Source organism: Pseudomonas syringae pv. tomato str. DC3000 (genome assembly GCF_000007805.1).
In the GTDB taxonomy this organism is placed as follows: Bacteria; Pseudomonadota; Gammaproteobacteria; order Pseudomonadales; family Pseudomonadaceae; genus Aquipseudomonas; species Aquipseudomonas avellanae.
This window is the reverse complement of the sequence record NC_004578.1, coordinates 4,602,430-4,623,890: the sequence shown is the minus strand read 5'-3', so window position 1 is coordinate 4,623,890 and position 21,461 is coordinate 4,602,430. Positions and strand designations below refer to the sequence as shown.

General features: G+C 58.1%; 12 protein-coding genes. 8 read left to right on the top strand and 4 right to left on the bottom strand.

The window, feature by feature from the left end; translation table 11 throughout:
• Window positions 1-128 precede the first annotated feature (128 nt).
• Window positions 129-479 carry a hypothetical protein gene (locus tag PSPTO_RS21255; RefSeq protein ID WP_011104877.1) on the top strand — a complete coding sequence of 117 codons (351 nt, stop codon included), beginning with the start codon at window positions 129-131 and terminating at the stop codon, window positions 477-479.
• 88 nt (window positions 480-567) lie between these two features.
• Window positions 568-723, top strand: coding sequence for a hypothetical protein (locus tag PSPTO_RS29940; protein ID WP_005740131.1), 156 nt, complete (start codon window positions 568-570; stop codon window positions 721-723).
• A 277-nt stretch (window positions 724-1,000) separates the two neighbouring features.
• On the opposite strand, the gene PSPTO_RS21250 is transcribed toward PSPTO_RS29940, so the two are convergent.
• Together PSPTO_RS21250 and PSPTO_RS21245 are read right to left on the bottom strand one after the other, a co-directional pair.
• The gene (locus PSPTO_RS21250; protein WP_011104876.1) at window positions 1,001-2,668 is read right to left on the bottom strand and encodes a type III helper protein HopAK1; all 1,668 of its coding nucleotides are present in this window, start codon (window positions 2,666-2,668) and stop codon (window positions 1,001-1,003) included.
• A gap of 172 nt (window positions 2,669-2,840) precedes the next feature.
• Window positions 2,841-3,311, bottom strand: coding sequence for a MaoC family dehydratase (locus PSPTO_RS21245; protein WP_005740134.1), 471 nt, complete (start codon window positions 3,309-3,311; stop codon window positions 2,841-2,843).
• Window positions 3,312-3,706: 395 nt separating this feature from the next.
• Between PSPTO_RS21245 and fadD2 the strand changes: the two genes are divergently transcribed.
• Together fadD2 and fadD1 are read left to right on the top strand one after the other, a co-directional pair.
• Window positions 3,707-5,395, top strand: a complete 1,689-nt coding sequence (fadD2, locus tag PSPTO_RS21240) for a long-chain-fatty-acid--CoA ligase FadD2 (protein WP_011104874.1) — start codon at window positions 3,707-3,709, stop codon at window positions 5,393-5,395.
• Window positions 5,396-5,750: 355 nt separating this feature from the next.
• Window positions 5,751-7,442, top strand: a complete 1,692-nt coding sequence (fadD1, locus tag PSPTO_RS21235) for a long-chain-fatty-acid--CoA ligase FadD1 (RefSeq protein WP_011104873.1) — start codon at window positions 5,751-5,753, stop codon at window positions 7,440-7,442.
• 298 nt (window positions 7,443-7,740) lie between these two features.
• Here fadD1 and PSPTO_RS21225 read toward each other — a convergent pair whose 3' ends face one another.
• A complete protein-coding gene (locus PSPTO_RS21225) occupies window positions 7,741-7,881 on the bottom strand; it encodes a hypothetical protein (protein ID WP_011104872.1) in 141 nt (46 codons plus the stop codon).
• A gap of 158 nt (window positions 7,882-8,039) precedes the next feature.
• Here PSPTO_RS21225 and hrpA point away from each other — a divergent pair, with 158 nt between their 5' ends.
• The 4 genes from hrpA to PSPTO_RS21205 all read left to right on the top strand — a co-directional run bounded on the left by hrpA (window position 8,040) and on the right by PSPTO_RS21205 (window position 19,505).
• Window positions 8,040-11,951, top strand: coding sequence for an ATP-dependent RNA helicase HrpA (gene hrpA, locus PSPTO_RS21220; RefSeq protein WP_011104871.1), 3,912 nt, complete (start codon window positions 8,040-8,042; stop codon window positions 11,949-11,951).
• A 240-nt stretch (window positions 11,952-12,191) separates the two neighbouring features.
• Window positions 12,192-13,313, top strand: a complete 1,122-nt coding sequence (locus tag PSPTO_RS21215) for a beta-ketoacyl-ACP synthase III (RefSeq protein WP_011104870.1) — start codon at window positions 12,192-12,194, stop codon at window positions 13,311-13,313.
• 120 nt (window positions 13,314-13,433) lie between these two features.
• On the top strand, window positions 13,434-18,338 hold the full coding sequence (locus PSPTO_RS21210; RefSeq protein ID WP_011104869.1) for an NEL-type E3 ubiquitin ligase domain-containing protein: 4,905 nt from the start codon (window positions 13,434-13,436) through the stop codon (window positions 18,336-18,338).
• Between the two features lie 39 nt (window positions 18,339-18,377).
• Window positions 18,378-19,505: a GNAT family N-acetyltransferase gene (locus PSPTO_RS21205; RefSeq protein ID WP_007247022.1), complete on the top strand. Its 1,128-nt coding sequence runs from the start codon at window positions 18,378-18,380 to the stop codon at window positions 19,503-19,505.
• 91 nt (window positions 19,506-19,596) lie between these two features.
• Here PSPTO_RS21205 and PSPTO_RS21200 read toward each other — a convergent pair whose 3' ends face one another.
• Entirely contained in the window at window positions 19,597-21,429 is a 1,833-nt protein-coding gene (locus tag PSPTO_RS21200; protein WP_007247023.1) for an ABC transporter ATP-binding protein, read from the bottom strand.
• Between the last annotated feature and the right edge of the window lie 32 nt (window positions 21,430-21,461).

The following is a 21,461-nucleotide window of genomic DNA, read 5'->3' as shown; positions in this document are numbered from 1 at the left end:
AATTTTTAGTTCCATGACACTAATTTCACTAAACGCAGTCCAAAAAGGCCTTATAAATCATTGCTGCTTATTTCTCGGTTCAAGTTGCCACGCACACGGCCGAAACCCCGATAAGAGGAGATAAAACCATGCTGCAACCTATGCTTCCGTTAAGTGTGGTGCCCGTGACATCACAGCTGGACCCGGCCAAACGCATGCCGGACATCCCGCCTGTGGCACCGGTGCAACAGAGCTCCAACGAGACCTCTATCGATCTGCACAACGAAGATACTGAACGCAGCGCATTGCTATTGCGTGAAGAGCAGCAACGTCAGCAACAGCAGCAACAGCAGCATCAGGGTCGTCCTTATGAAGAGGCCGAGGAATATCAGGGGCTGGTCGTTCCGGGTGACTCGCTCAATGCCGACAATACAGTGCCTGTCGTGCCTTTGATCGACGACGAGCCGCGTCAGGGTATCTGGGTCGACATTCAGATCTGATCGCTCCAATTGCCGCACAGGTGCTGGTCATGGCTGATGCGAGCAAGCATTATTGGCACTGTTTTCCAGTGTCCGAGAGCGGCAAGCCATGAGCGACGATGAAAAATTGATCGACCTGGGCGCAGAGCGCGCCAGGCGCGTTCACGATTTGAACGACAAACGCCTCAACGAAGTGCGCAACGCCTTCGAGCAGGCCATGCCGTTGAGCGGCAAAAAACCGAAGAAAAAGCCTAAAAAACGCTGACACCCTTCCTGCGTCATTGACCCGGATCAGTTATCCCTGTGCCTGCGCGGCCGGCGAGCGGATAACTGATCTGGATCAACATGCTTTTATCCAGCTGCGCTTAAGCTGATGCCATCGAACACGACGCAGCATGACCTCGGGCAGGTCATCGCCAACGCCGGGATCGGCGGCATAAAAAAGAATGACTGGCGCAGGCCCGTCATTCTGTCAGTGAGCACGCAAGGCACTTCGGGCGACGCAGGTCGCCTTTTTTTCGCCTGCGTTTCGGGCCTGGTGGTTATTTCACGACCTGTGCACCCGCATTGGCCAGGTCATAGGCTCTGGCTGCTTCGGCTGTTTTCACGTCCCGGTTGTAGCTCGGTGTCCAGGCGGTAACCGGCGATTTCTGAGTGAAACTGACGTTACTGCCGATGTCTTTGAAGTGCGCATCGCCGTAGTCATCCAGCACGCCGCTATTACTTGCCTTGTTGGAAACATCGACACCGTTGCTGAAATAGTTGGCCTGCGACAGGATGGTAGCGTTCCCGGTCGCAGTGAAACCGAGGTGGAATTTGTCGATCGAGTTGTTAACTACGTCAAATTGGCCCTGACGAAACAGACCGGGCCCGCGGACATCGAGGTTGCTGAACACGTTGTTGGCGATTGTCATCCGTGGGTAGCCCTTGTACTCGGCTTTGGCGGCTGCCGAGTCGTCCGGCTGACCGAGAATCACGCCATACTCGTTGTTCTGGAATTTCGAATTGGTCAGGCTGACGTTATCTGCCTTGCCGCCCACGTAGAGCAGTTTATCCAGACCTTTGGGGTTCTGATCCTTGGTTCCGGTAGCGGTGATGTGGTCGATCCAGTATTTCTGACCGCTGCTGATGAACATCTGCATGTCGCCGTTTTCACGGTAACGGGCGTCGTGGTTGAAGTTCAGATTCTGGAAAATGTCGTTGCTGGCGGTCTTGCCGCTGGCCAGATAGATGTTGTGCAGGGTGTTGCCTTTATCGGTGCCCAGCAGGGTTTTGTTGGCCCCGAAATTTATCGACACTTTACTGTCGGCAGACAGGTTGGCCCCCAGCTTGACGGTGCGGGCTTTGTCGTCCTCCATGTACTTCTTGAGGTCGGCAACCGTGTTCACGGTGACCACTTCGCCGTTGTTGCCCCCGGTGGTATTGGCTTCCTTGGCAAAACCGATCATGCCGGACATGTCAGCGCCCTGGCCACGGGCAGCGGGCGTCGCGTGTTTTGCGGCGGTCACCGTGCTGTCAGGCTTGGCGGCGGCAGGGATCGAGGTTTTCGGCAGCACCGGGTCGTTGACCACTGCCGGCTTTACCGCTTCGGGTTTGGCCGGTGCCTTGTCCGGGGTAATGCTGTTTCGCTCGACAGCCTGCGGTGGTGTTTGTGGCGGCGTCACAGACGTTGGCTCTGAGGTTCTCTGCAGCGATACCGGTTTTTCCGCCGGATGATCGCTCTGCACCACAAACGGTTTTTCTGCGTTGCCCTGAGGCGTTGAAGGCACTGAGGGTGAAGACTGGGAGGATGTCGACGGCGAAGATGAAGACGACGAGGAAGGCGAAGCGTGCGATTGAGTGGACGTCGGCGTCTGTTCACGCTGGGTCTGTGCAGGCGAAGAGCCCTGGTGTTGATTGCCTTCCAGCAGAGAGAGCAGGTTGTTGAGGATATTACGGATCGCTTCCACGAGTTTGTTCAGTAACTGATCGCCATTACCCCCCAGCCTGTTTGAGGATGTGCTGGTGTCAGTCGGCTGAATTCTGGAGCTCGATGTGTTCAGCGATGAGTGCGGACCATTGGCCTGCTGTATCAGTCCGAAGTCGATCAGGTTGCTATTGTGCCCCGGCCTGATGCCCTGGCCTTGCGGCTGGAGCTGATCAGTTTGTACAGGGGCATCCTGCGCAGAAATCCCGGAGACGGGGTAGATGTTTCTGTTGATCGTATTCATGGCTGAGTTCCCCGCCTGTGGGAATGAACAATGGGTGATCCCGGATAGAGGTACGGCTAGTCCCCTGAGTGGAAAGCGCAGGGAAAGAGTTCCGGGATGCATCACATATTTGTGTTCAGGCCATAGCAGCGCGTGGGCGCGGGGTTGTCTGGGCGCGCGCCCGTTTTCGGTGTCAGCCGAAGGTGATCTCCGGGAGCACGGTCAGGTCGACAGTCTGCTTTTTACGCGGGGCCAGGATCTCGGCTTCGCCGTCTACCACCAGTTCGTCGTTCTGGTTGAACACGCGGGTGGCGATGCGGACGCGGAATTTCGGCAGCTTTTCCAGAATTTCCAGGCGCACCGTCAGCGTGTCACCCAGCTTCACAGGCTTTTGGAACGTCATCTGTTGACCGATATAAATGGTGCCCGGCCCAGGCAGCTCGCAGGCAACGGCAGCACTGATCAGCGCGCCACTGAACATGCCGTGGGCAATGCGCTCCTTGAACATGGTCTTGGCGGCGTATTCTGCGTCCAGGTGAACCGGGTTGTGGTCGCCGGACATCGCCGCGAACAGTTGAATGTCCCGTTCTTCGACGGTCTTGCTGTAGCTGGCGGTCTGACCGACTTCAAGGGCTTCGTAAGGCGTGTTGGTGACTTGAGTCATGTGGCTGTCCTGACAATGAAAATCAAAATGAATTGAAGCGGGCCGGTTCATTCAGTCCGACGTAGCCTTGATTTGTAACACTTGATGACCTGCCGCCGCCAATGCGCGGACAAGATCATACAGACGCTTGCTGGCGCTCCCCGGATCACATTCCCGGCAAATATAAGCAAAAGGCGCATAAATGCTGCTGTTGCGGCGTCGAACGCTGCCCGTGGCCGGCCCGCCTGTGCCTGACAGTGTATCGCCAGTGGCAGATTGCAGTCTGAACAGGCACAAGATTCATGCCGCTGATGACGTCAGGTGGATTATTTGCCTGACGCGTTTTAACTGATAACGTCGGGCCACCCCGACCTTTGACAGCGGGCCAGGCACATGCAGGGAAGAGGATAAAAATAATGCAAGCTGATTTCTGGGATGACAAGCGTCCGGCGGGTGTCGATTCCAACGTGGATCTACAGGCCTATCAATCGGTCATCGACGTGTTTGAACGCTGCTGCAAGAAGTTCGCGGACCGACCTGCGTTCAGCAACATGGGCGTGACCCTGACTTATGCCGAGCTTGATCGTCATTCAGCCGCGTTCACCGCTTATCTGCAACAGCACACGCAACTGATGCCGGGTGACCGTATCGCCGTGCAGATGCCCAACCTGCTGCAATACCCCATTGCTGTATTCGGTGCCATGCGTGCCGGTCTGATCGTGGTCAACACCAACCCGTTGTACACCGCGCGCGAGATGCGCCATCAGTTCAAGGACTCGGGTGCCAAGGCACTGGTCTACCTCAATATGTTCGGCAAGCTGGTGCAGGAAGTGCTCCCGGACACCGCCATCGAACATTTGATTGAAGTGAAGATGGGCGACATGCAGTCGGCGGCCAAGGGGTGGCTGGTCAACATCATTGTTGACAAGGTCAAGAAGCTGGTCCCGCCATTCCGGTTGCCCCAGGCTGTCGGCTTCAAGCGGGCACTGCAACTGGGGCGTGACAGCCGGGTGCAGGCCGTGGCGCAAACCCTCGACGACGTCGCCGTGCTGCAATACACCGGTGGCACCACGGGGCTGGCCAAGGGTGCGATGCTGACGCATGGCAATCTGGTCGCCAACATGCAGCAAGTCTATGCCTGCATGCGCCAGGACCGTCCCGAGGGTGGTCCAGTGTTTGAGGAGGGCTCGGAGGTGATGATTGCGCCGCTGCCGCTTTATCATATCTATGCATTCACGGCGAACTGCATGTGCATGATGATCAGCGGCAACCACAACATCCTGATTACCAACCCGCGTGACATCGCCGGCTTCATCAAAGAACTGGGCAAGTGGAAGTTCACCGCCATGATCGGTCTCAATACGCTGTTCGTGGCGCTGATGAACCATCCCGAGTTCAAAAAGCTGGATTTCTCGGCGCTGAAAAGCACAAACTCAGGCGGCACTGCGCTGGTCAAGGCCACGGCCGAGCGCTGGGCGCAGATCACCGGCTGCACGATTGTCGAGGGCTACGGCCTGACTGAAACGTCGCCTGTGGCCAGCGCCAACCCTTATGGAACGCAGGCGCGTCTGGGTACGGTCGGTATTCCGGTGCCCGGCACTGCCATGAAAGTCATCGATGACGAGGGCGTGGAGCTTGCGTTCGGCGAGCGCGGCGAATTGTGCATCAAGGGGCCGCAGGTCATGAAAGGCTACTGGAATCGTCCGGATGCCACGGCCGAAGCACTCGACGCCGAAGGCTGGTTCAAGACTGGCGACATTGCCGTGATAGCTGCCGACGGGTTCGTCAGTATCGTGGATCGCAAAAAGGACCTGATCATCGTTTCAGGTTTCAACGTCTACCCCAACGAAATCGAAGACGTGATCATGACTCATTCCAAGGTGGCCAACTGCGCCTGCATCGGCGTGCCGGACGAGCGCTCCGGCGAGGCGGTGAAGCTGTTTGTCGTGCCGCGGGACCCAAGCGTGAGCGTTGAAGAACTCAAGGCGTTCTGCAAAGAGAATTTCACCGCTTACAAGGTGCCCAAGCTTATTGTTCTGCGCGATTCGTTGCCCATGACACCGGTGGGCAAGATTTTGCGCAGGGAGCTTCGCGACCCGGCCTGAGGCTAATCAATCATCTCTGTTTGCGTACCTGACCCCATTTGCAGACTGCTGCACATGGGGTCTTTCTTTTCCGGTTGCGACGACTTTTATCGCTGACCGCTCTGGCTCGGTACTTTCGAGGCTGGCAATCGATATCTTCTTCGGGTTTTAAAAGTGACTGAATTTAATATTTTGGTCGCTTTTGTGACTTCTCGGCCTGCTTCTGCCTCTAGTCGGCCTCTGGCAAAGCTGCTACGCTCGGCGCGCTTTTTGATCAGTCATAAAGCGAAAAAGCGTCTACTGCATAATTCCAAACACAAGAAAATCATCGCCTCAAGCGATGTGAAGAATTCGCTATCGCTATGGAGCTGGCTGAATGATTGAAAACTTCTGGAAGGACAAATACCCGTCCGGTATCGCTGCCGATATCAACCCCGACGAGTATCCCAATGTCCAGGCGGTCCTGAAGCAGTCCTGCCAGCGCTTCGCCGACAAACCGGCGTTCAGCAATCTGGGCAAGACCCTCACCTACGGTGAGTTGTATGAACTGTCCGGCGCGTTCGCGGCCTGGATCCAGCAACACACCGACCTGCAGCCGGGCGACCGTATCGCCGTGCAGTTGCCCAACGTGCTGCAATATCCGATTGCCGTCTTCGGTGCGATTCGCGCCGGATTGATCGTGGTCAACACCAACCCGCTGTACACCGCGCGGGAAATGGAACACCAGTTCAAAGATTCCGGTGCCAAGGCGCTGGTGTGCCTGGCAAACATGGCGCACCTGGCCGAGAAGGTCGTGCCCAAAACGCAGATCAAGCACGTCATTGTCACCGAAGTCGCCGACATGCTCTCGCCGTTCAAACGCTTGTTGATCAACAGCGTCATCAAGTACGTGAAGAAAATGGTTCCGGCGTACCACCTGCCGCAGTCCGTCAGGTTCAACGACGTGCTCGCCAAGGGCCATGGCCAGCCGGTGACCGACGTCTCGCCCGGCGCCGTCGATGTCGCCGTGCTGCAATACACCGGCGGCACCACGGGCGTAGCGAAGGGTGCGATGCTCACTCACCGCAACCTGATCGCCAACATGCTGCAATGCAAGGCGTTGATGGCGTCCGAACTTGGCGAAGGCTGTGAAATCATCATCACGCCGTTGCCGCTGTATCACATCTACGCCTTCACCTTTCACTGCATGGCGATGATGCTGATCGGCAATCACAACATCCTGATCAGCAACCCGCGTGATCTGCCGTCGATGGTCAAGGAACTGTCGAAATGGAAGTTCAGCGGTTTTGTCGGCCTCAACACGCTGTTTGTGGCCTTGTGCAACAGCGAGGGCTTCCGCAATCTCGATTTTTCGGCACTCAAAGTGACCTTGTCCGGTGGCATGGCCTTGCAGCAAGCCGCCGCCGAACGCTGGAAGCAGGTCACGGGCTGTCCGGTCTGCGAAGGCTACGGCATGACCGAGACCAGCCCGGTGGCTACGGTCAATCCTTCTGAGTACATTCAGATGGGCACCATCGGCATTCCCGTGCCGTCAACGCTGTGCAAGGTCATCGATGATGTCGGCAACGAACTGGCATTCGGTGAAACCGGCGAGCTGTGCATCAAAGGCCCGCAAGTGATGAAAGGCTACTGGCAGCGCCAGGAGGCCACCGACGAAATGGTCGACAGTGACGGCTGGCTCAAGACGGGTGACATCGCGATCATCCAGCCTGATGGCTACATCCGGATTGTCGATCGCAAGAAGGACATGATCCTGATCTCTGGTTTCAACGTGTACCCCAACGAACTGGAAGACGTGCTGGCCACGCTGCCTGGCGTGCTGCAATGTGCAGCGATCGGTATACCGGATGAAAAATCGGGCGAATCCATCAAGGTTTTTGTTGTGGCCAAGCCTGGTGTAACCCTTACCAAGGATCAGATTATGGTGCACATGCGCGCCAACCTGACGGCCTACAAAGTGCCACGCAGCGTGGAGTTTCGCGACGTACTGCCAACCACCAACGTCGGCAAGATCCTGCGTCGCGAACTGCGTGATGAGGAATTGAAGAAGCTGGGTTTGAAGAAGTAGGTGTTCTGCGTCTTGCATGCTTCGTGCTCATCGCTACGCGCAAGTTCCGATGAACACGGAAGTCGGGGCTCAGACCGCGATGACTCTTGCCGCCCCTTGATGAAACTAGACATGTTCTCCCGGACACCTATCGTTCCTCACACTCCAGTGGACTGCCTGTCGTGACGCTCCGGGTCACAGATCTGCATTGCACCGCGCATTCAGGATCGGACGCGGAGCGTCCAGAACGGCATGCGACGCAGAGCGTCGCACGATAATTGAACCGGAGTGCATTTTGTGACGTGAGCTCGCAGCCAGGTCAGGGAGACAGCCTGTCCTTGGCTGAATCGTAGATAGCCCCTCGTTCGCGCTTGCCTACAGCGACGCCGGTCACTGCTACCCGATCATCTTCCACCCGGTAAACCAGTCCTGAAGGCAGAAACTCGAGCTTAAAGGTCATCTATATCTACCGATACCGGCTTTTCATGTTGCCTGGCGCAGTACCCCCGTGATTCGTCACGGGTGCCAGTGATGGCCTGAGGATCAGACCATCGTCACAACCCACCGCAATCTGCGACAATCCGCACCTGCCATTTGAAAAAAGACCCTGCGCACCTGATGACCGACGAATCGCCTTCTATCGACCAACTCCTGAAAAACCTCGACCACGCGATGATCAGCGAACGCCATCGTTTGCGCCGTCAGTTGCATGAGCTGCGCAAGAAGCCTGACGAGGCGAAGCTGGCGCAGTGGGTGGCACGGGTTCAGGCGTCCTGCGCTCAGGTGACGGCGCGGCGCGAGAGCGTGCCGGCGATGCGTTATGACGACAATTTGCCCATCGCCGCCAAGCGCGACGAGATCAAAGAAGCGCTGCTCAAGCATCAGGTGCTGATCATTGCCGGTGAGACCGGTTCGGGTAAAACCACGCAGTTGCCAAAGATCTGCCTGGAAATCGGTCGCGGTCAGCACGGTCTGATCGGCCATACCCAGCCGCGCCGGATCGCCGCACGCAGCGTGGCCAGCCGGGTTGCCGAGGAAATCGGCACGCCGCTGGGGGCGCTGGTCGGTTATCAGGTACGTTTCGAGGATCAGAGCGACAGCAACACCCTGATCAAGCTGATGACTGACGGTATCTTGCTGGCCGAAACCCAGAATGACCGCTTTCTTGAGCGCTACGACACGATCATCGTCGACGAAGCCCACGAGCGCAGCCTGAACATCGACTTTCTGCTCGGTTACCTGAAAACCCTGCTGCCGCGCCGCCCGGACCTGAAAGTCATCATCACCTCCGCGACCATCGACCTGCAGCGCTTTTCCGAGCACTTCAACGATGCGCCGGTGATCGAAGTATCGGGTCGTACCTTCCCCGTGGACCTCTGGTATCGCCCGCTGACCAGCGAGCAGGACGAGGAGGGCAACAGCGTTGAAGAAGACCTGACTGTCGATCAGGCGATTCTGGCCACGCTGGACGAACTGGCAGCTTTTGAACGCAGCGAGCGCAAAAGCCCCGGCGATGTGCTGGTGTTTCTGCCCGGCGAACGCGAAATTCGCGATGCGGCCGAGGTGCTGCGCAAGGCTCAGTTGCGGCACACCGAGATTTTGCCGTTGTATGCACGTCTATCGCCGGCCGAACAGCAGCGTATTTTTCAGTCGCATCCCGGTCGTCGCGTGGTGCTGGCGACCAACGTCGCCGAAACCTCGCTGACCGTGCCGGGCATTCGTTACGTGATCGATACCGGTACGGCGCGCATCAGCCGCTACAGCTATCGCGCCAAGGTCCAGCGCTTGCCGATCGAGGCCGTTTCCCAGGCCAGCGCCAATCAGCGCAAGGGCCGTTGCGGACGTGTCGAGCCGGGCTTGTGCGTGCGCCTGTACAGCGAGGAGGATTTCAACGGTCGGCCTGAATTCACTGACCCGGAAATCCTGCGCACCAACCTGGCGGCGGTCATCCTGCAGATGCTGCACCTGCGCCTGGGCGAGATCACCGACTTTCCGTTTATCGAGCCACCCGACGGCAAGGCGATCAGCGACGGCTTCAACCTGTTGCAGGAACTGTCGGCGGTCAATCGCGAAAATCAGCTGACCCCGCTGGGTCGCCAACTGGCGCGTCTGCCAGTGGACCCGCGCATGGGTCGCATGCTGCTTGAAGCCGCGAAACAGGGCAGCCTTCAGGAAGTGCTGATCGTCGCCAGCGCCATGTCCGTGCAGGACGTGCGTGAGCGCCCGCCCGAGCGTCAGCAGGCGGCCGATCAGGCCCATGCACAATGGAAGGACGCCGACTCGGACTTCGCCGGGCTGGTCAATCTGTGGCGCGGTTTTGAAGAGCAGCGCCAGACCCTGACCGCCAGCCCGCTGCGCAACTGGTGCCGGCGCAATTTTCTGAATTACCTGCGCCTGCGTGAGTGGCGTGACTCTCATCGGCAGTTGAGCCTGATCTGTCGCGACCTGCAACTGACGGTAAACAAGGAGCCGGCCGATTACCCGAAATTCCACAAGGCCATTCTTTCCGGCCTGCTAAGCCAGATCGGACAAAAGGCCGACGAAGGCGATTACCTTGGCGCGCGGCAGCGACGCTTCTGGATTCACCCCTCCTCAGGTCTGGGCAAGAAGCGCCCGCAGTGGCTGATGGCTGCCGAATTGGTGGAAACCACCAAGTTGTATGCGCGCATGGTGGCCAAGATCGATTCGGACTGGATCGAGCCGCTGGCCGGGCACCTGATCAAGAAGAATCATTTCGAGCCGCATTGGGAGAAAAAGCGCGGGCAGGTGGTCGCGTTTGAACAGATCACCCTGTTCGGCCTGATCGTGGTCGGTCGTCGCCCGGTGCATTACGGGCCTGTCGACCCGCAGGTGTCACGCGAGCTGTTCATCCGCGAAGGCCTGGTGCGTGGCGAAATCCTCTCTCGGGCCAAGTGCCTGAGCGCCAATACACGCTTGCTGGAACAGCTCGACGAGCTGGAAGCCAAGGCTCGCCGTCGCGATATTCTGGCCGACGAAGACACCCTGTACAGCTTCTACGAAGCGCGAATTCCGGCCCAGATTCACCAGACCGCCACGTTCGACAGCTGGTACAAGACCGAAAGCCAGAACAACCCGCAGCTGCTGATCATGCGCGAAGAAGACGTGTTGGCCCGTGAGGCCAGCGAAGTGACCGCCGCGCAGTACCCGGACACGCTGAATCTGGGCGATTTGAGCCTGTCGCTGAGTTACCACTTTGAGCCCAACCACCCGCGTGACGGCGTGACGCTGCGTGTTCCGGCACCCTTGCTGCTGTCTTTGCCTGCCGAGCGTCTGGAGTGGCTGGTGCCGGGGTTGCTGGAAACCAAGTGCATCGCGCTGGTACGCAACCTGCCCAAGGCGGTGCGCAAGAACTTTGTGCCGGTCCCGGATTTCATCAAGGCCGCGCTGCAACGCCTGACCTTTGGTGAAGGCTCGTTGCCTCAGGCGCTGGGCCGCGAGCTGTTGCGCATGACCGGCGTTCGGGTCAGCGACGAGGCCTGGGCCGAAGCCGCGCAGCAGCTTGAAGGCCATTTGAGGATGAACCTGGAAATCGTCGATGGCAGCGGCAAGTTTCTGGGTGAAGGGCGTGATCTGGCCGAACTGACCGCACGCTTCGCCGAGGCGAGTCAGGCTGCTCTCGCGGTGCCGCAAACCGCGAAAAGCCAGCAACCGGTTCAGGCCAAGGCCTTTGCTGCGGTGGCACAGAAAACTCAGCAGAACATAGCCGGGCTGTCGATGACGGTGTATCCGGCGCTGGTCGAAGAGGGCGGCGCGGTCAAGGAAGGCAGGTTCTCTACTCAGGCCGAAGCCGAGTACCAGCACCGACGCGCCTTGCAACGCTTGCTGTTGCAACAGTTGGCGGAACCGGCGAAGTTTCTGCGCAACAAACTGCCGGGCCAGACCGAGCTGGCCTTGCTGCACCGCGAACTGGGGCGTATTGATGCGCTGGTCGAAGACATTCTGCTGGCCAGTCTCGACAGTTGCGTGCTGGAAGGTGAGGCCGAGCTGCCGCGCGACGGTGCCGGCCTGCTGTCGCTGGCGGAGCGCAAGCGCGCCGACTGGACCGAGCACGCCGAGCGGTTCGCGAAGCTGGCGCTGGAAATCCTCAAGCTGTGGCACGGTTTGCAAAAGCGCTTCAAGGGCAAGATCGACCTGTCTCAGGCGGTTGCGCTCAACGATATCAAGGCGCAACTGAGCAAACTGGTGTATCCGGGCTTTGTGCGGGAAACCCCGGCGGCGTGGCTCAAAGAACTGCCGCGCTACCTGAAAGCCATCGAAATGCGCCTGGAGAAACTGCCAGGCCAGGTGCAAAAAGACCGGGTGTGGAGCATCGAACTGGCAGGTCTCTGGGCGCAATACCAGGCACGCGCCGACAAACACGCCCAGGAAGGCAAGCGTGACCCGGAGCTGGCGTTGTATCGCTGGTGGATGGAAGAGTATCGCGTCTCGCTTTTTGCTCAGCAGTTGGGCACTAAAATGCCGGTGTCGGACAAACGGTTGAGCAAGCAGTGGAGCCAGGTGGATAGCTGATCCCAAGTTCACATGTGTTTAGTGAAATGTGTCTATCGGGCCTATATTCATTGGCCCGATAGCGCCAAAACCGGGCTCTGTGGCACACTCCGCGCTTGTCTTCACCGTGTCATGAAACGCTGCTACCGCTTGCGGGCAGCTTTTACCTTCGCACTGGTACGCTGGTCCCAATAAGTGTGGGCTGGCAGATGCCGTGCCTGAGCAGGTCATTACCTGCAACTCAATAAAAGAGGAACGACCGTGCACAACGTCGTCATCAGCGGCACAGGCCTGTACACCCCGGCCGACAGCATTTCCAATGAAGAGCTGGTGCAGTCCTTCAATGCCTACGTTGCACAGTTCAACGCTGACAACGCAGCCGCCATCGAGCGCGGAGAAGTGCAAGCGCTCAGCGAGTCCAGCGCCGCGTTCATCGAGAAGGCATCGGGCATCAAAAGCCGCTTTGTGATGGACAAACAGGGCATTCTCGACCCGCAACGCATGAAGCCCAACCTGCCTGAACGCGGCAATGACCAATGGTCGATCCTGTGCCAGATGGGTGTTGCGGCAGCCAATCAGGCGCTACAGCGCGCAGGCAAGACGGCTGCTGATATCGACGGCGTTATCGTCGCCTGCTCCAATCTGCAACGAGCGTACCCGGCGATCTCCATCGAGATTCAGGAAGCGCTGGGCGTTGCGGGCTACGGTTTTGACATGAACGTCGCCTGTTCTTCGGCCACCTTCGGTATTCAGGCCGCCTGCAACAGCGTGCAGCTCGGCCAGGCCCGCGCCTTGCTGGTGATCAGCCCGGAAATCTGCACCGCGCACCTGAATTTTCGCGACCGCGACAGCCATTTCATCTTCGGTGACGGCGCCACGGCGGTGGTGGTCGAGCGTGCAGACCTCGCCACGTCGGCTTTTCAGTTCGATATCGTCAGCACCCGTTTGTTGACCAAATTCTCCAACAACATCCGCAACAACTTCGGTTTCCTCAACCGCACGTCAGATGAAGGCCAGAACGCACCGGACAAACTGTTCGTGCAGGAAGGCCGCAAGGTGTTCCGTGAGGTGTGCCCGATGGTCGCCGAGCTGGTCAGCGCGCATTTGCAGGACAACGGCATCAACATCAGTGACGTGAAGCGCTTCTGGCTGCATCAGGCCAACCTGAGCATGAACCACCTGATCACCAGGAAGCTGCTGGGCCGCGATGCCACGGTCGAAGAAGCACCGGTGATTCTCGACACCTACGGCAACACCAGCTCGGCCGGATCGGTCATTGCGTTTCATACCTATCAGGATGGTTTGCCGAAAGGCGCGCTGGCGGTACTGAGTTCGTTTGGTGCCGGTTACTCGATTGGCAGCGTGATTCTGCGCAAACGCTGATCGCGTTCGATGGGTAGCGCTTGAGCGGCAAGCGCTACTTGTCATATCCCGTTATGTCACTTGCAGGTCATAGGGTCTCTATGGTGTTGGCTTTTCACGAAGCCACCCTAGGTATTGACTATGTTAACTGCTCACGACAACACGCCTGAAACACAGGCATCGCCTGACGTGCCCGTTTCCTTGATAACCCCGCGCAAGCTCGACTCTGAGCCGTTTGAAGCCGAACATCCGAACGCCGGATTCATCAGGGCCAATTTACCTGGCTGGTACTCGAGCGCACCGGCGGCATTGCGCCAGGCACTGCATGCCAGCCAGCAGAAAGCCCGGCGTTCGGCCCAAGCGCTGGAACCCATCCGCAACCGCCTGTTATCGGCAAAGACGTTCGCCGCGCCTGTGCTGTCGAAAGCGTTTTTTGAACGTTTCAAATTTGCTCTGGACGTTGAAGACTTCCAACTGATGACCTGGCGCTACGACAGCACCTGGAAACCGGCTCCCCTTGAGCAGACGCTTTTGCAGGCAGCGTTACAGAACTTTGCCGCCAGCAACCGCAGCCGCTTCGATCCGCACTCGGCCATTCTGCGTACAGGTGGCTTGCGTTACTGGCTGATCGACAGCACCCAGCACAGGTACACGGTGGAATACCATGACCGCCAGGACATCAGCCTTGAGCAGTTCGCTGATTTTTGCCATGAGCTGGACCTGGGCAGCCAGTACCAGTCCCATCTGGACAGTGTATTCAAGCCTTCCACTCCCGATGCTGAGCAGGCGGTAGCCGTCGCGTTCATCGACAGTGAGCGTGATGCCGTCGAGGTACTCGCGCACATTGCCAGGATGAAGGGCGATGTCACCGATGCGGCTTACCAGATGTTGCTGAGCATGGTGAAGTCCGTCGACCGCCCGGAATGGGATGGCAAGGGCGTGCGCTGTTGCCAGTTACACATGCTCGATACCTACGTTTTTTCGGGCTGCCTTTTGCACGGCGCTCTGCTGATCCAGCAGGACATTCCTGATCCTGATGGCGGGCCTTGCATTGTCTATATGCCTTCCGAGCCTTCACATCCGATCAAACAGTTCGCATCACTCCAGGCCTTAAACGCCAGTCTTGTGGAAGCGCTCGACAGCGACAGTTATCGTCGATATTTCAGCCGCTTTGTCAGTCTGACCCGCAGTCCGCAATTCTTTGCCACGCTGAAGTCACGCCTACACCCGGCCCAGAACGCCACGCTGGACGTCAACGCTGACCTTGTATTGCAGGCACAGCCATTTTCAAAACTACCGTTTCAGTTGCTGTATGACCACCTGCTGGCCAAAACCTACGGCGACTCACGGGCAATCGCGGTGCCTTCCGCGCAGGTGGATCAGCAGGCTCGCGATGCACTGCTTGAAAGCCTGGAAAGCACTGGCATGAATCTGCTCAATGTGGCCGGATTCTTTGTGCCGGTGCTGGGCGAAGTCATGGCTATGGTCGCCCTCTATCAGCTTGCCAGTGAAGCGTTCGTTGCCTACGAAGACTGGACGCACGGGGAAGTGGAAGAGGCCATGCAACATGTTTATGACATTGGCGAAAACGTCGCCCAGATGCTGCTCCTGGGCACCGTCATCGGCGCGGTGAACGGGCTCAAGCCGTCGATGTTCATCGAAAGCCTGGTGCAGAAGAGCGTCGATGGATCGATCCGCCTTGGCAAACCGACCGTTGATGCTTTTGCCGATACGGTCAGGTTGCCTGATGGGCTGAGTCTCAATGCGCTCGGGCTTTACGAATTTGATGGCAAGACCTGGCTGCCTCTGGATGGCAAGCTCTATCGCGTAGCGGCGGATGCCCATCACGCAAACTATCGAATCAAGCATCCGGTGGACGAGCGCTCGTATTCGCCGAGGCTGGAACACAATGGCGCTGGCGCCTGGCGTCATGAGTGGGAAAACCCCATGGGCTGGGATGAGGTCACGGCGTTCAGGCGTCTGAACGCGACGTGTGAAGCGTTCAGCGAAGCGGAAATCCGCAAAACGCTGGGTATTAACGGCGTCAATGAGGCGTTGCTGCGCCAGATACATGTCGAGAACCTCCCGCCTCCGGCCTTGCTGAAAGATGCCGTACAGCGCGTTGAAATCGAGCGGGAGCTGCAAAGCTGTATTGATGCACTCAAGGCCGAAGATCTGTCGCCGGTGTCGGTTTCTCACCTCGAGCCATGGATGAAGCTGCTGGTGTCGTCGCCGCTTTGGCACAAGACCCGGGGGCTGTTATTGATCGATGCTGAAGGGGGCCTGCTGGATTCCTGGAACGCGGGGGCGCACATGACACTTTCATCTCATGTGGTAGGCCCGACACGGCACCTGACTCAGGTTCTGGGCCAATTACTGGACGGCCTGACGCCTGACGAAATCACTCGTCTGACGGGCAGCGGCAGCACAGACAAGGTCGTTCAGCTTCGTGGCTTGAAAAGTCATTTGGCCGATTATGCTCAATACCATATAGAGCAGCTGCTCGATGGGGTTCATGCGCTGAAAGCCCGCAGCAGCGACCCGCTGGTCCAGTTGATACAGCGCGATTTCAGCCGCTTGCCGGATAGCGTCGCGCTTGAACTCCTCGACATGACGAGCGAGGCTGACAAGGTCCGCATGACATCGGAAAAGCGTATCCCTCTGGAGCTTGCCGAGCACGCCCGTGAGTATCAACAGCAGCTGAGGATAAACAGGGCCCTTGAGGGCTTCTACAGAAGTTCGACCGACAATCCCGACACTCAGGCCGCAGGACTTGGCCTGTTGCAATACGTGCCGGGCTGGGGCGGTGACAGATCAATCGATCTGCTCAAAGACACACTGGAGGGAGACGAGATAGGCAGTCTTGCCAGCGAGAAGGCTACCGCCTTGCACCGGATTCTCGTCAGAACTGAAGAGGGATTTGAGCCCTTCAATCATTTGGGAGAGTCTCTTGGTGCACGGAATCCGAGGTTTTTCGGCAGCCTGTTGAGCGTTCTTCCTGATGACGTGCGCCTCACTATCAATCTGCCGTTGAATGCGCAAGAGCAGCAGTTGCGCAGTCTGTTGGGCGGTATTGCATCTGAACGACGCGACCGCGTCATGAGTATCCTGCAGATGCAACCGATCAAGCCTGGCATCAAATGGCCGCACAGATTGCCTGACGGCCGTATCGGCTATCCTCTGAGCGGTCGCTTGCGTGGGTTCTTTCGCCGACTGGGTATCGGTTCGTCCAATCACTCGCCAGAGCTTGCAGTGAAAAGTTTATACCCGGATTTTTCCGCTGATCAGGTGGCGAGTTTTCTTGATGAGTTGCGGGCCGAACATACCGGGTCGGCCGGGCAGTTGCCCCATTTTGTCAAGCAAAGGCTGCGTGGTCTCAGGGATGAATTACGCAACCTTCAAACCACCCTGGATGAGTGGATAACGGAAACGCCATTCTCTTTGCTGCGCACATCCAGGGAAGTCGCGGCGAGGCGCATTCACGGCTGCTGGAGAAGACTCGGTAATCACTCCATAAGTCTTCAGGGTGAGTTTCTGGGCTATTCGCTTGATCTGGATAATCTGCGAGTAGGGGTAATACCGGAGATAACCGCCAGCTTCGGCCATGTGGCTGAGTTGAAGGCGTGGAACATGCAGCTTCCCCATTCACACATGGATGCATTGCTGAAAAACTTCACTAACCTGCGGTCGTTGAATCTGGGTTTCAATGAACTGCAGGCCCTGCCAGAGTCGATAGGGAGAATGACTCGGCTTACAGAGCTGTCACTCAGAAATAACCCCTTGGGCTGGACAGAGGCCTCCAATGCCATTTTGCAGAACCTGCGCCGACTGGAGGTTCTGAATCTCAACTATTGTCCGCTTGGGCCGCAGGTGCGTCTTGCGGATCTCAATTCGTTACGTATGCTGTTTTTGCGTGCTACAGGTATTGAAACGTTGCCAGCGTGGAATTGGCGCAGGTCGGATTTGATTCGTCTTGATGTGCGCGATAATCGTATTTCGGAATTATCGCTCGAGGAGCTTGATGGCATTGAGCGCTCCCTCGGCTCCACTCGCCTTCACCTGCTTTTGAGCGGCAATCCATTGACTGCGCAAGCAATGGCCAGCATCCGACTGTTTCTCGAGGGCAGGACCCGGCCGCGATTGGGTGTCGGCCAGAACCGTCCTGCGCTTGAGGCCGGGCCTGACAGTACACCCTGGCTTGCAGGTCTGGATCGTGAGCAAGTGGAAGCCCGTGACCGGCTTTGGCAGGATCTGCGAGCCTGTACAGGTTCTACGGACTTTTTCCAGATGTTGAGCGACCTGACGCACTCGGCTGATTTTTCAAATAACCATGAAACACTCGTCAGGCGAGTCTGGGCGATGATAGACGCTGCCTCTGCAAGTACGGAGTTGCGTCTCCAGCTATTCGATGTTGCCGCTCACCCGCAGACTTGCGGCGATGGGCTGGCGTTGGTCTTTGGCGACATGGAAGTGCGCGTGCGGGTGTTCTCGATCATGTCATCCACGCCGCAAGCCGCGCAGCCACTGGAGCTGTTCAAGATGACGCGCAGTCTGGACCGTCTGGATCAGGTGGAAAAAATTGCACTGCGCGAGATTGCTCTTCGTCAGCATCAAGGCGACAGGGTCGATGAGGCCGAAGTGCGGTTGGCCTACCGTGTCGGCCTGCAAGCCCGGCTTGATCTGCCCGGTCAGGCCCAGACCATGCTGTTCAGCAATATCGCGAAGGTCACCGACGCTGATTTGCAGGACGCGCACAGCGAAATAATCACACGCGAAAGTACCCAGGCATTTTTCGAGTCGCTGATCGCCAGGGAATTCTGGATGAGTTATCTGGAAGCTCGTTACGCCTCCGATTTCGACGTGGTAAAGAGGCCTTTCAGTGAGCGTCTGAGCGTTCTGGATGAATTGCCTGCGAACCAGCAATCCGACCAGCAGTATCTTGATCGGATCGCCTTGATTTCCAGTGAGCGTGAGCAGGCACTCAATGAGTTTGCGATCAGGCTTTCCATGCAGATTGCTGACGCGGTGAACATGGCGCCTCAATAAGGGATACTCTTGACCCTGTCTGCTTATCGGGGAACCTGCATGCCTGTTCACGTCATCGACAGCCTCGGCACCGTTGCGCCTGCCCAATGGGACGCACTGGTGCCGGGCAATCAGCCGTTCCTGCGCCATGCCTTTCTCAGCTCGCTGGAAGACAGCGGCAGCCTCGGGCCGCGCTCCGGTTGGCGTGCCGAGCATGTGCTGCACTACGAAAACGATCAGTTGGTGGCGGCGTTACCGGCTTATCGAAAGTGGCATTCGTACGGCGAATATGTGTTCGACCACGGCTGGGCAGACGCCTGTCGCCGTGCTGGCATTGCTTATTACCCCAAGCTGTTGGTGGCGGTGCCGTTCAGCCCGGTTAGTGGTTCGCGGATTCTGTCTGCAACGCCACAGGGCGGTAGGGAGTTGCTCAGCGAGCTGCCGGCCTATCTGCAGAGCGAGGGCCTGTCGAGCGCGCATGTGAACTTCACCGACCCTGCCGCAGATGCCTTGCTTGAGTCGCAACCGGGCTGGCTGCAGCGCATTGGCTGTCAGTTCCATTGGCATAACCGTGGCTACCGGGACTTTCAGGACTTTCTTGATGCATTGAGTTCGCGCAAGCGTAAACAGATGCGCAAGGAGCGTGAGCAAGTGGCGGGGCAGGGCATCGAGTTTGAATGGCTCGAAGGTGGGCAAATGAGCGAAGTGCTGTGGGACTTTGTTTATGCCTGCTATTCCAATACCTACGAAATTCGTGGGCAGGCGCCTTACCTGACCCGCGAATTCTTCAGCCTGCTGGCCGAGCGCATGCCTGAATCGATTCGTGTGGTCATCGCCTTGCAGGGCTCACGGCCTGTGGCGATGGCCTTTAGCCTGATCGGTGGCGACAGCTTTTACGGGCGTTACTGGGGCTGTCTGGCCGAGTTCGACCGTCTGCATTTCGAGACCTGTTTCTACCAGGGCATGGACTACGCCATCGCCCACGGCCTGCAACGGTTCGACGCGGGTGCCCAGGGCGAACACAAGCTGATCCGCGGCTTTGAACCGCAGATCACCCGTTCATGGCATTACCTGATGCACCCAGGGTTGAAAGACGCTGTGAGCGAGTTTCTGGAGCAGGAGCGAGCGGGCATAATGGCGTATGCCGAGCAAGCACGGAGCGCGTTGCCGTATCGGCACGTAGACTGACCGATCAACTGCTCCTGTGGGAGCGCCCGAGGCAGCGATCCGCATTGCTCGCGACGGCTGACTGGCGAAGAGGTCAGCATTCTGCCTACGCTCAATCCACCCCCACAAACCCGCCGGTCTGATGTTGCCACAATCGCGCATATAACCCGCCGCGGGCCAGCAGTTCGGCATGGGTGCCGGTTTCGGCGATCTGGCCTTTTTCCAGGACGACCAGGCGATCCATGCGGGCGATGGTCGACAGGCGGTGAGCGATGGCGATCACGGTTTTGCCTTGCATCAACGTTTCCAGGCTCTCCTGAATCGCCGCTTCGACTTCCGAGTCGAGTGCCGAGGTGGCTTCGTCCATGATCAGAATCGGCGCGTCCTTGAGCAGCACGCGGGTGATCGCGATACGCTGGCGCTGACCACCGGACAGCTTGACGCCGCGCTCACCGACATGCGCATCGAAACCGGTACGGCCTTCGGAGTCCGATAACAGCGGAATAAACTCATCGGCGCGGGCCTTGTGGATCGACTCCCAGAGCTGTTCATCGGTCGCGTCAGGATTGCCATACAGCAGGTTTTCGCGAATCGAGCGGTGCAACAGCGAAGTATCCTGAGTGATCATGCCGATCTGCGCACGCAGGCTTTCCTGGGTTATCCGGGAAATATCCTGGCCGTCGATCAGAATCCTGCCGCCCTGCACGTCATACATGCGCAGCAACAGATTCACCAACGTCGATTTACCAGCGCCGGATGGCCCGATCAAACCGATCTTCTCGCCGGGTTTTATGTCCAGGTTGAGGTTGTGAATGATCCCGTTGCCATTGCCATAATGGAAATCAACCCCGTCGAACCTGACGCCACCGTTCTCGATCTTCAACGGTTTAGCGCCGGGCTGGTCATTGACCGTGACAGGCTGCGAAATACTTTCCAGGCCGTCCTGCACGGTGCCGATGTTCTCGAAAATACCGTTGACCACCCACATGATCCAGCCGGACATGTTGACGATACGAATCACCAGGCCTGTGGCCAGCGCAATGGCGCCCACCGAGATCATTGACTGGGTCCACAGCCAGAGCGCCAGCCCGGTCGTGGTAACAATCAGCACGCCGTTCATGGTGGTGATGGTGGTGTCCATCGACGTCACGACCCGGCCGGCCAGCTGGCTTTTTTCGGTCTGGTCACGCATCGCTTCACGCGCGTATTGCTGTTCGTGATTGGTGTGGGCGAACAGTTTCAGGGTGGTGATGTTGGTGTAGCCATCAACTATCCGGCCCATGAGCTTTGAGCGCGCGTCGGACGAATCCACCGAGCGCTGTTTGACCCTGGGGACGAAATACATCAGCGAGAGGATGAACGCCAGGATCCAGGTACCCAGCGGGATCATCAGTCGCCAGTCAGCCTCGGCGAACAGCACCATGGCGCTGATCGCGTAGATCAACACATGCCACAGCGCGTCCACCGACTGCACGGCCGAGTCGCGCAGCGAGTTGCCGGTCTGCATGATGCGCTGGGCAATGCGCCCGGCAAAATCGTTCTGGAAAAAGTTGACGCTCTGTTTGAGCACGTAGCTGTGGTTTTGCCAGCGGATCAGGTTAGTCATGCCGGGGCTGATGGTCTGGTGCACCAGCAGGTCGTGCAGACCGACGAAGATCGGACGCAGCAGCAGGGCCACCACTACCATCCAGATCAGTTCCGGGCCGTGAAGGCTGAAAAAATCCTTCGGCGGCGTGGTTTGCGCCAGGTCAATGATGCGGCTCAGGTAGTTGAACAGCGACACCTCGATCAGCGCACCGATCAGGCCCACGACCAACAGCGCGAGAAACGTCGGCCATACCTGACGCAGGTAGTACAGGTAGAACGCAAAAACGGTGTTGGGCGGGGAAGCGGTAGGGGCGTCTTTGAAGATATCGATCAGTTGTTCAAAACGACGATAAAGCATTGGCTATCACACCCACGCGACGTGGGTTCTCC

Bases quoted from the DNA above. Each gene is read 5' to 3' on its own strand.
- PSPTO_RS21255 (WP_011104877.1), top strand. From the start codon at position 129: ATGCTGCAACCTATGCTTCCGTTAAGTGTGGTGCCCGTGACATCACAG.
- PSPTO_RS29940 (WP_005740131.1), top strand. From the start codon at position 568: ATGAGCGACGATGAAAAATTGATCGACCTGGGCGCAGAGCGCGCCAGG.
- PSPTO_RS21250 (WP_011104876.1), bottom strand. From the start codon at position 2,668: ATGAATACGATCAACAGAAACATCTACCCCGTCTCCGGGATTTCTGCG.
- PSPTO_RS21245 (WP_005740134.1), bottom strand. From the start codon at position 3,311: ATGACTCAAGTCACCAACACGCCTTACGAAGCCCTTGAAGTCGGTCAG.
- fadD2 (WP_011104874.1), top strand. From the start codon at position 3,707: ATGCAAGCTGATTTCTGGGATGACAAGCGTCCGGCGGGTGTCGATTCC.
- fadD1 (WP_011104873.1), top strand. From the start codon at position 5,751: ATGATTGAAAACTTCTGGAAGGACAAATACCCGTCCGGTATCGCTGCC.
- PSPTO_RS21225 (WP_011104872.1), bottom strand. From the start codon at position 7,881: ATGACCTTTAAGCTCGAGTTTCTGCCTTCAGGACTGGTTTACCGGGTG.
- hrpA (WP_011104871.1), top strand. From the start codon at position 8,040: ATGACCGACGAATCGCCTTCTATCGACCAACTCCTGAAAAACCTCGAC.
- PSPTO_RS21210 (WP_011104869.1), top strand. From the start codon at position 13,434: ATGTTAACTGCTCACGACAACACGCCTGAAACACAGGCATCGCCTGAC.
- PSPTO_RS21205 (WP_007247022.1), top strand. From the start codon at position 18,378: ATGCCTGTTCACGTCATCGACAGCCTCGGCACCGTTGCGCCTGCCCAA.
- PSPTO_RS21200 (WP_007247023.1), bottom strand. From the start codon at position 21,429: ATGCTTTATCGTCGTTTTGAACAACTGATCGATATCTTCAAAGACGCC.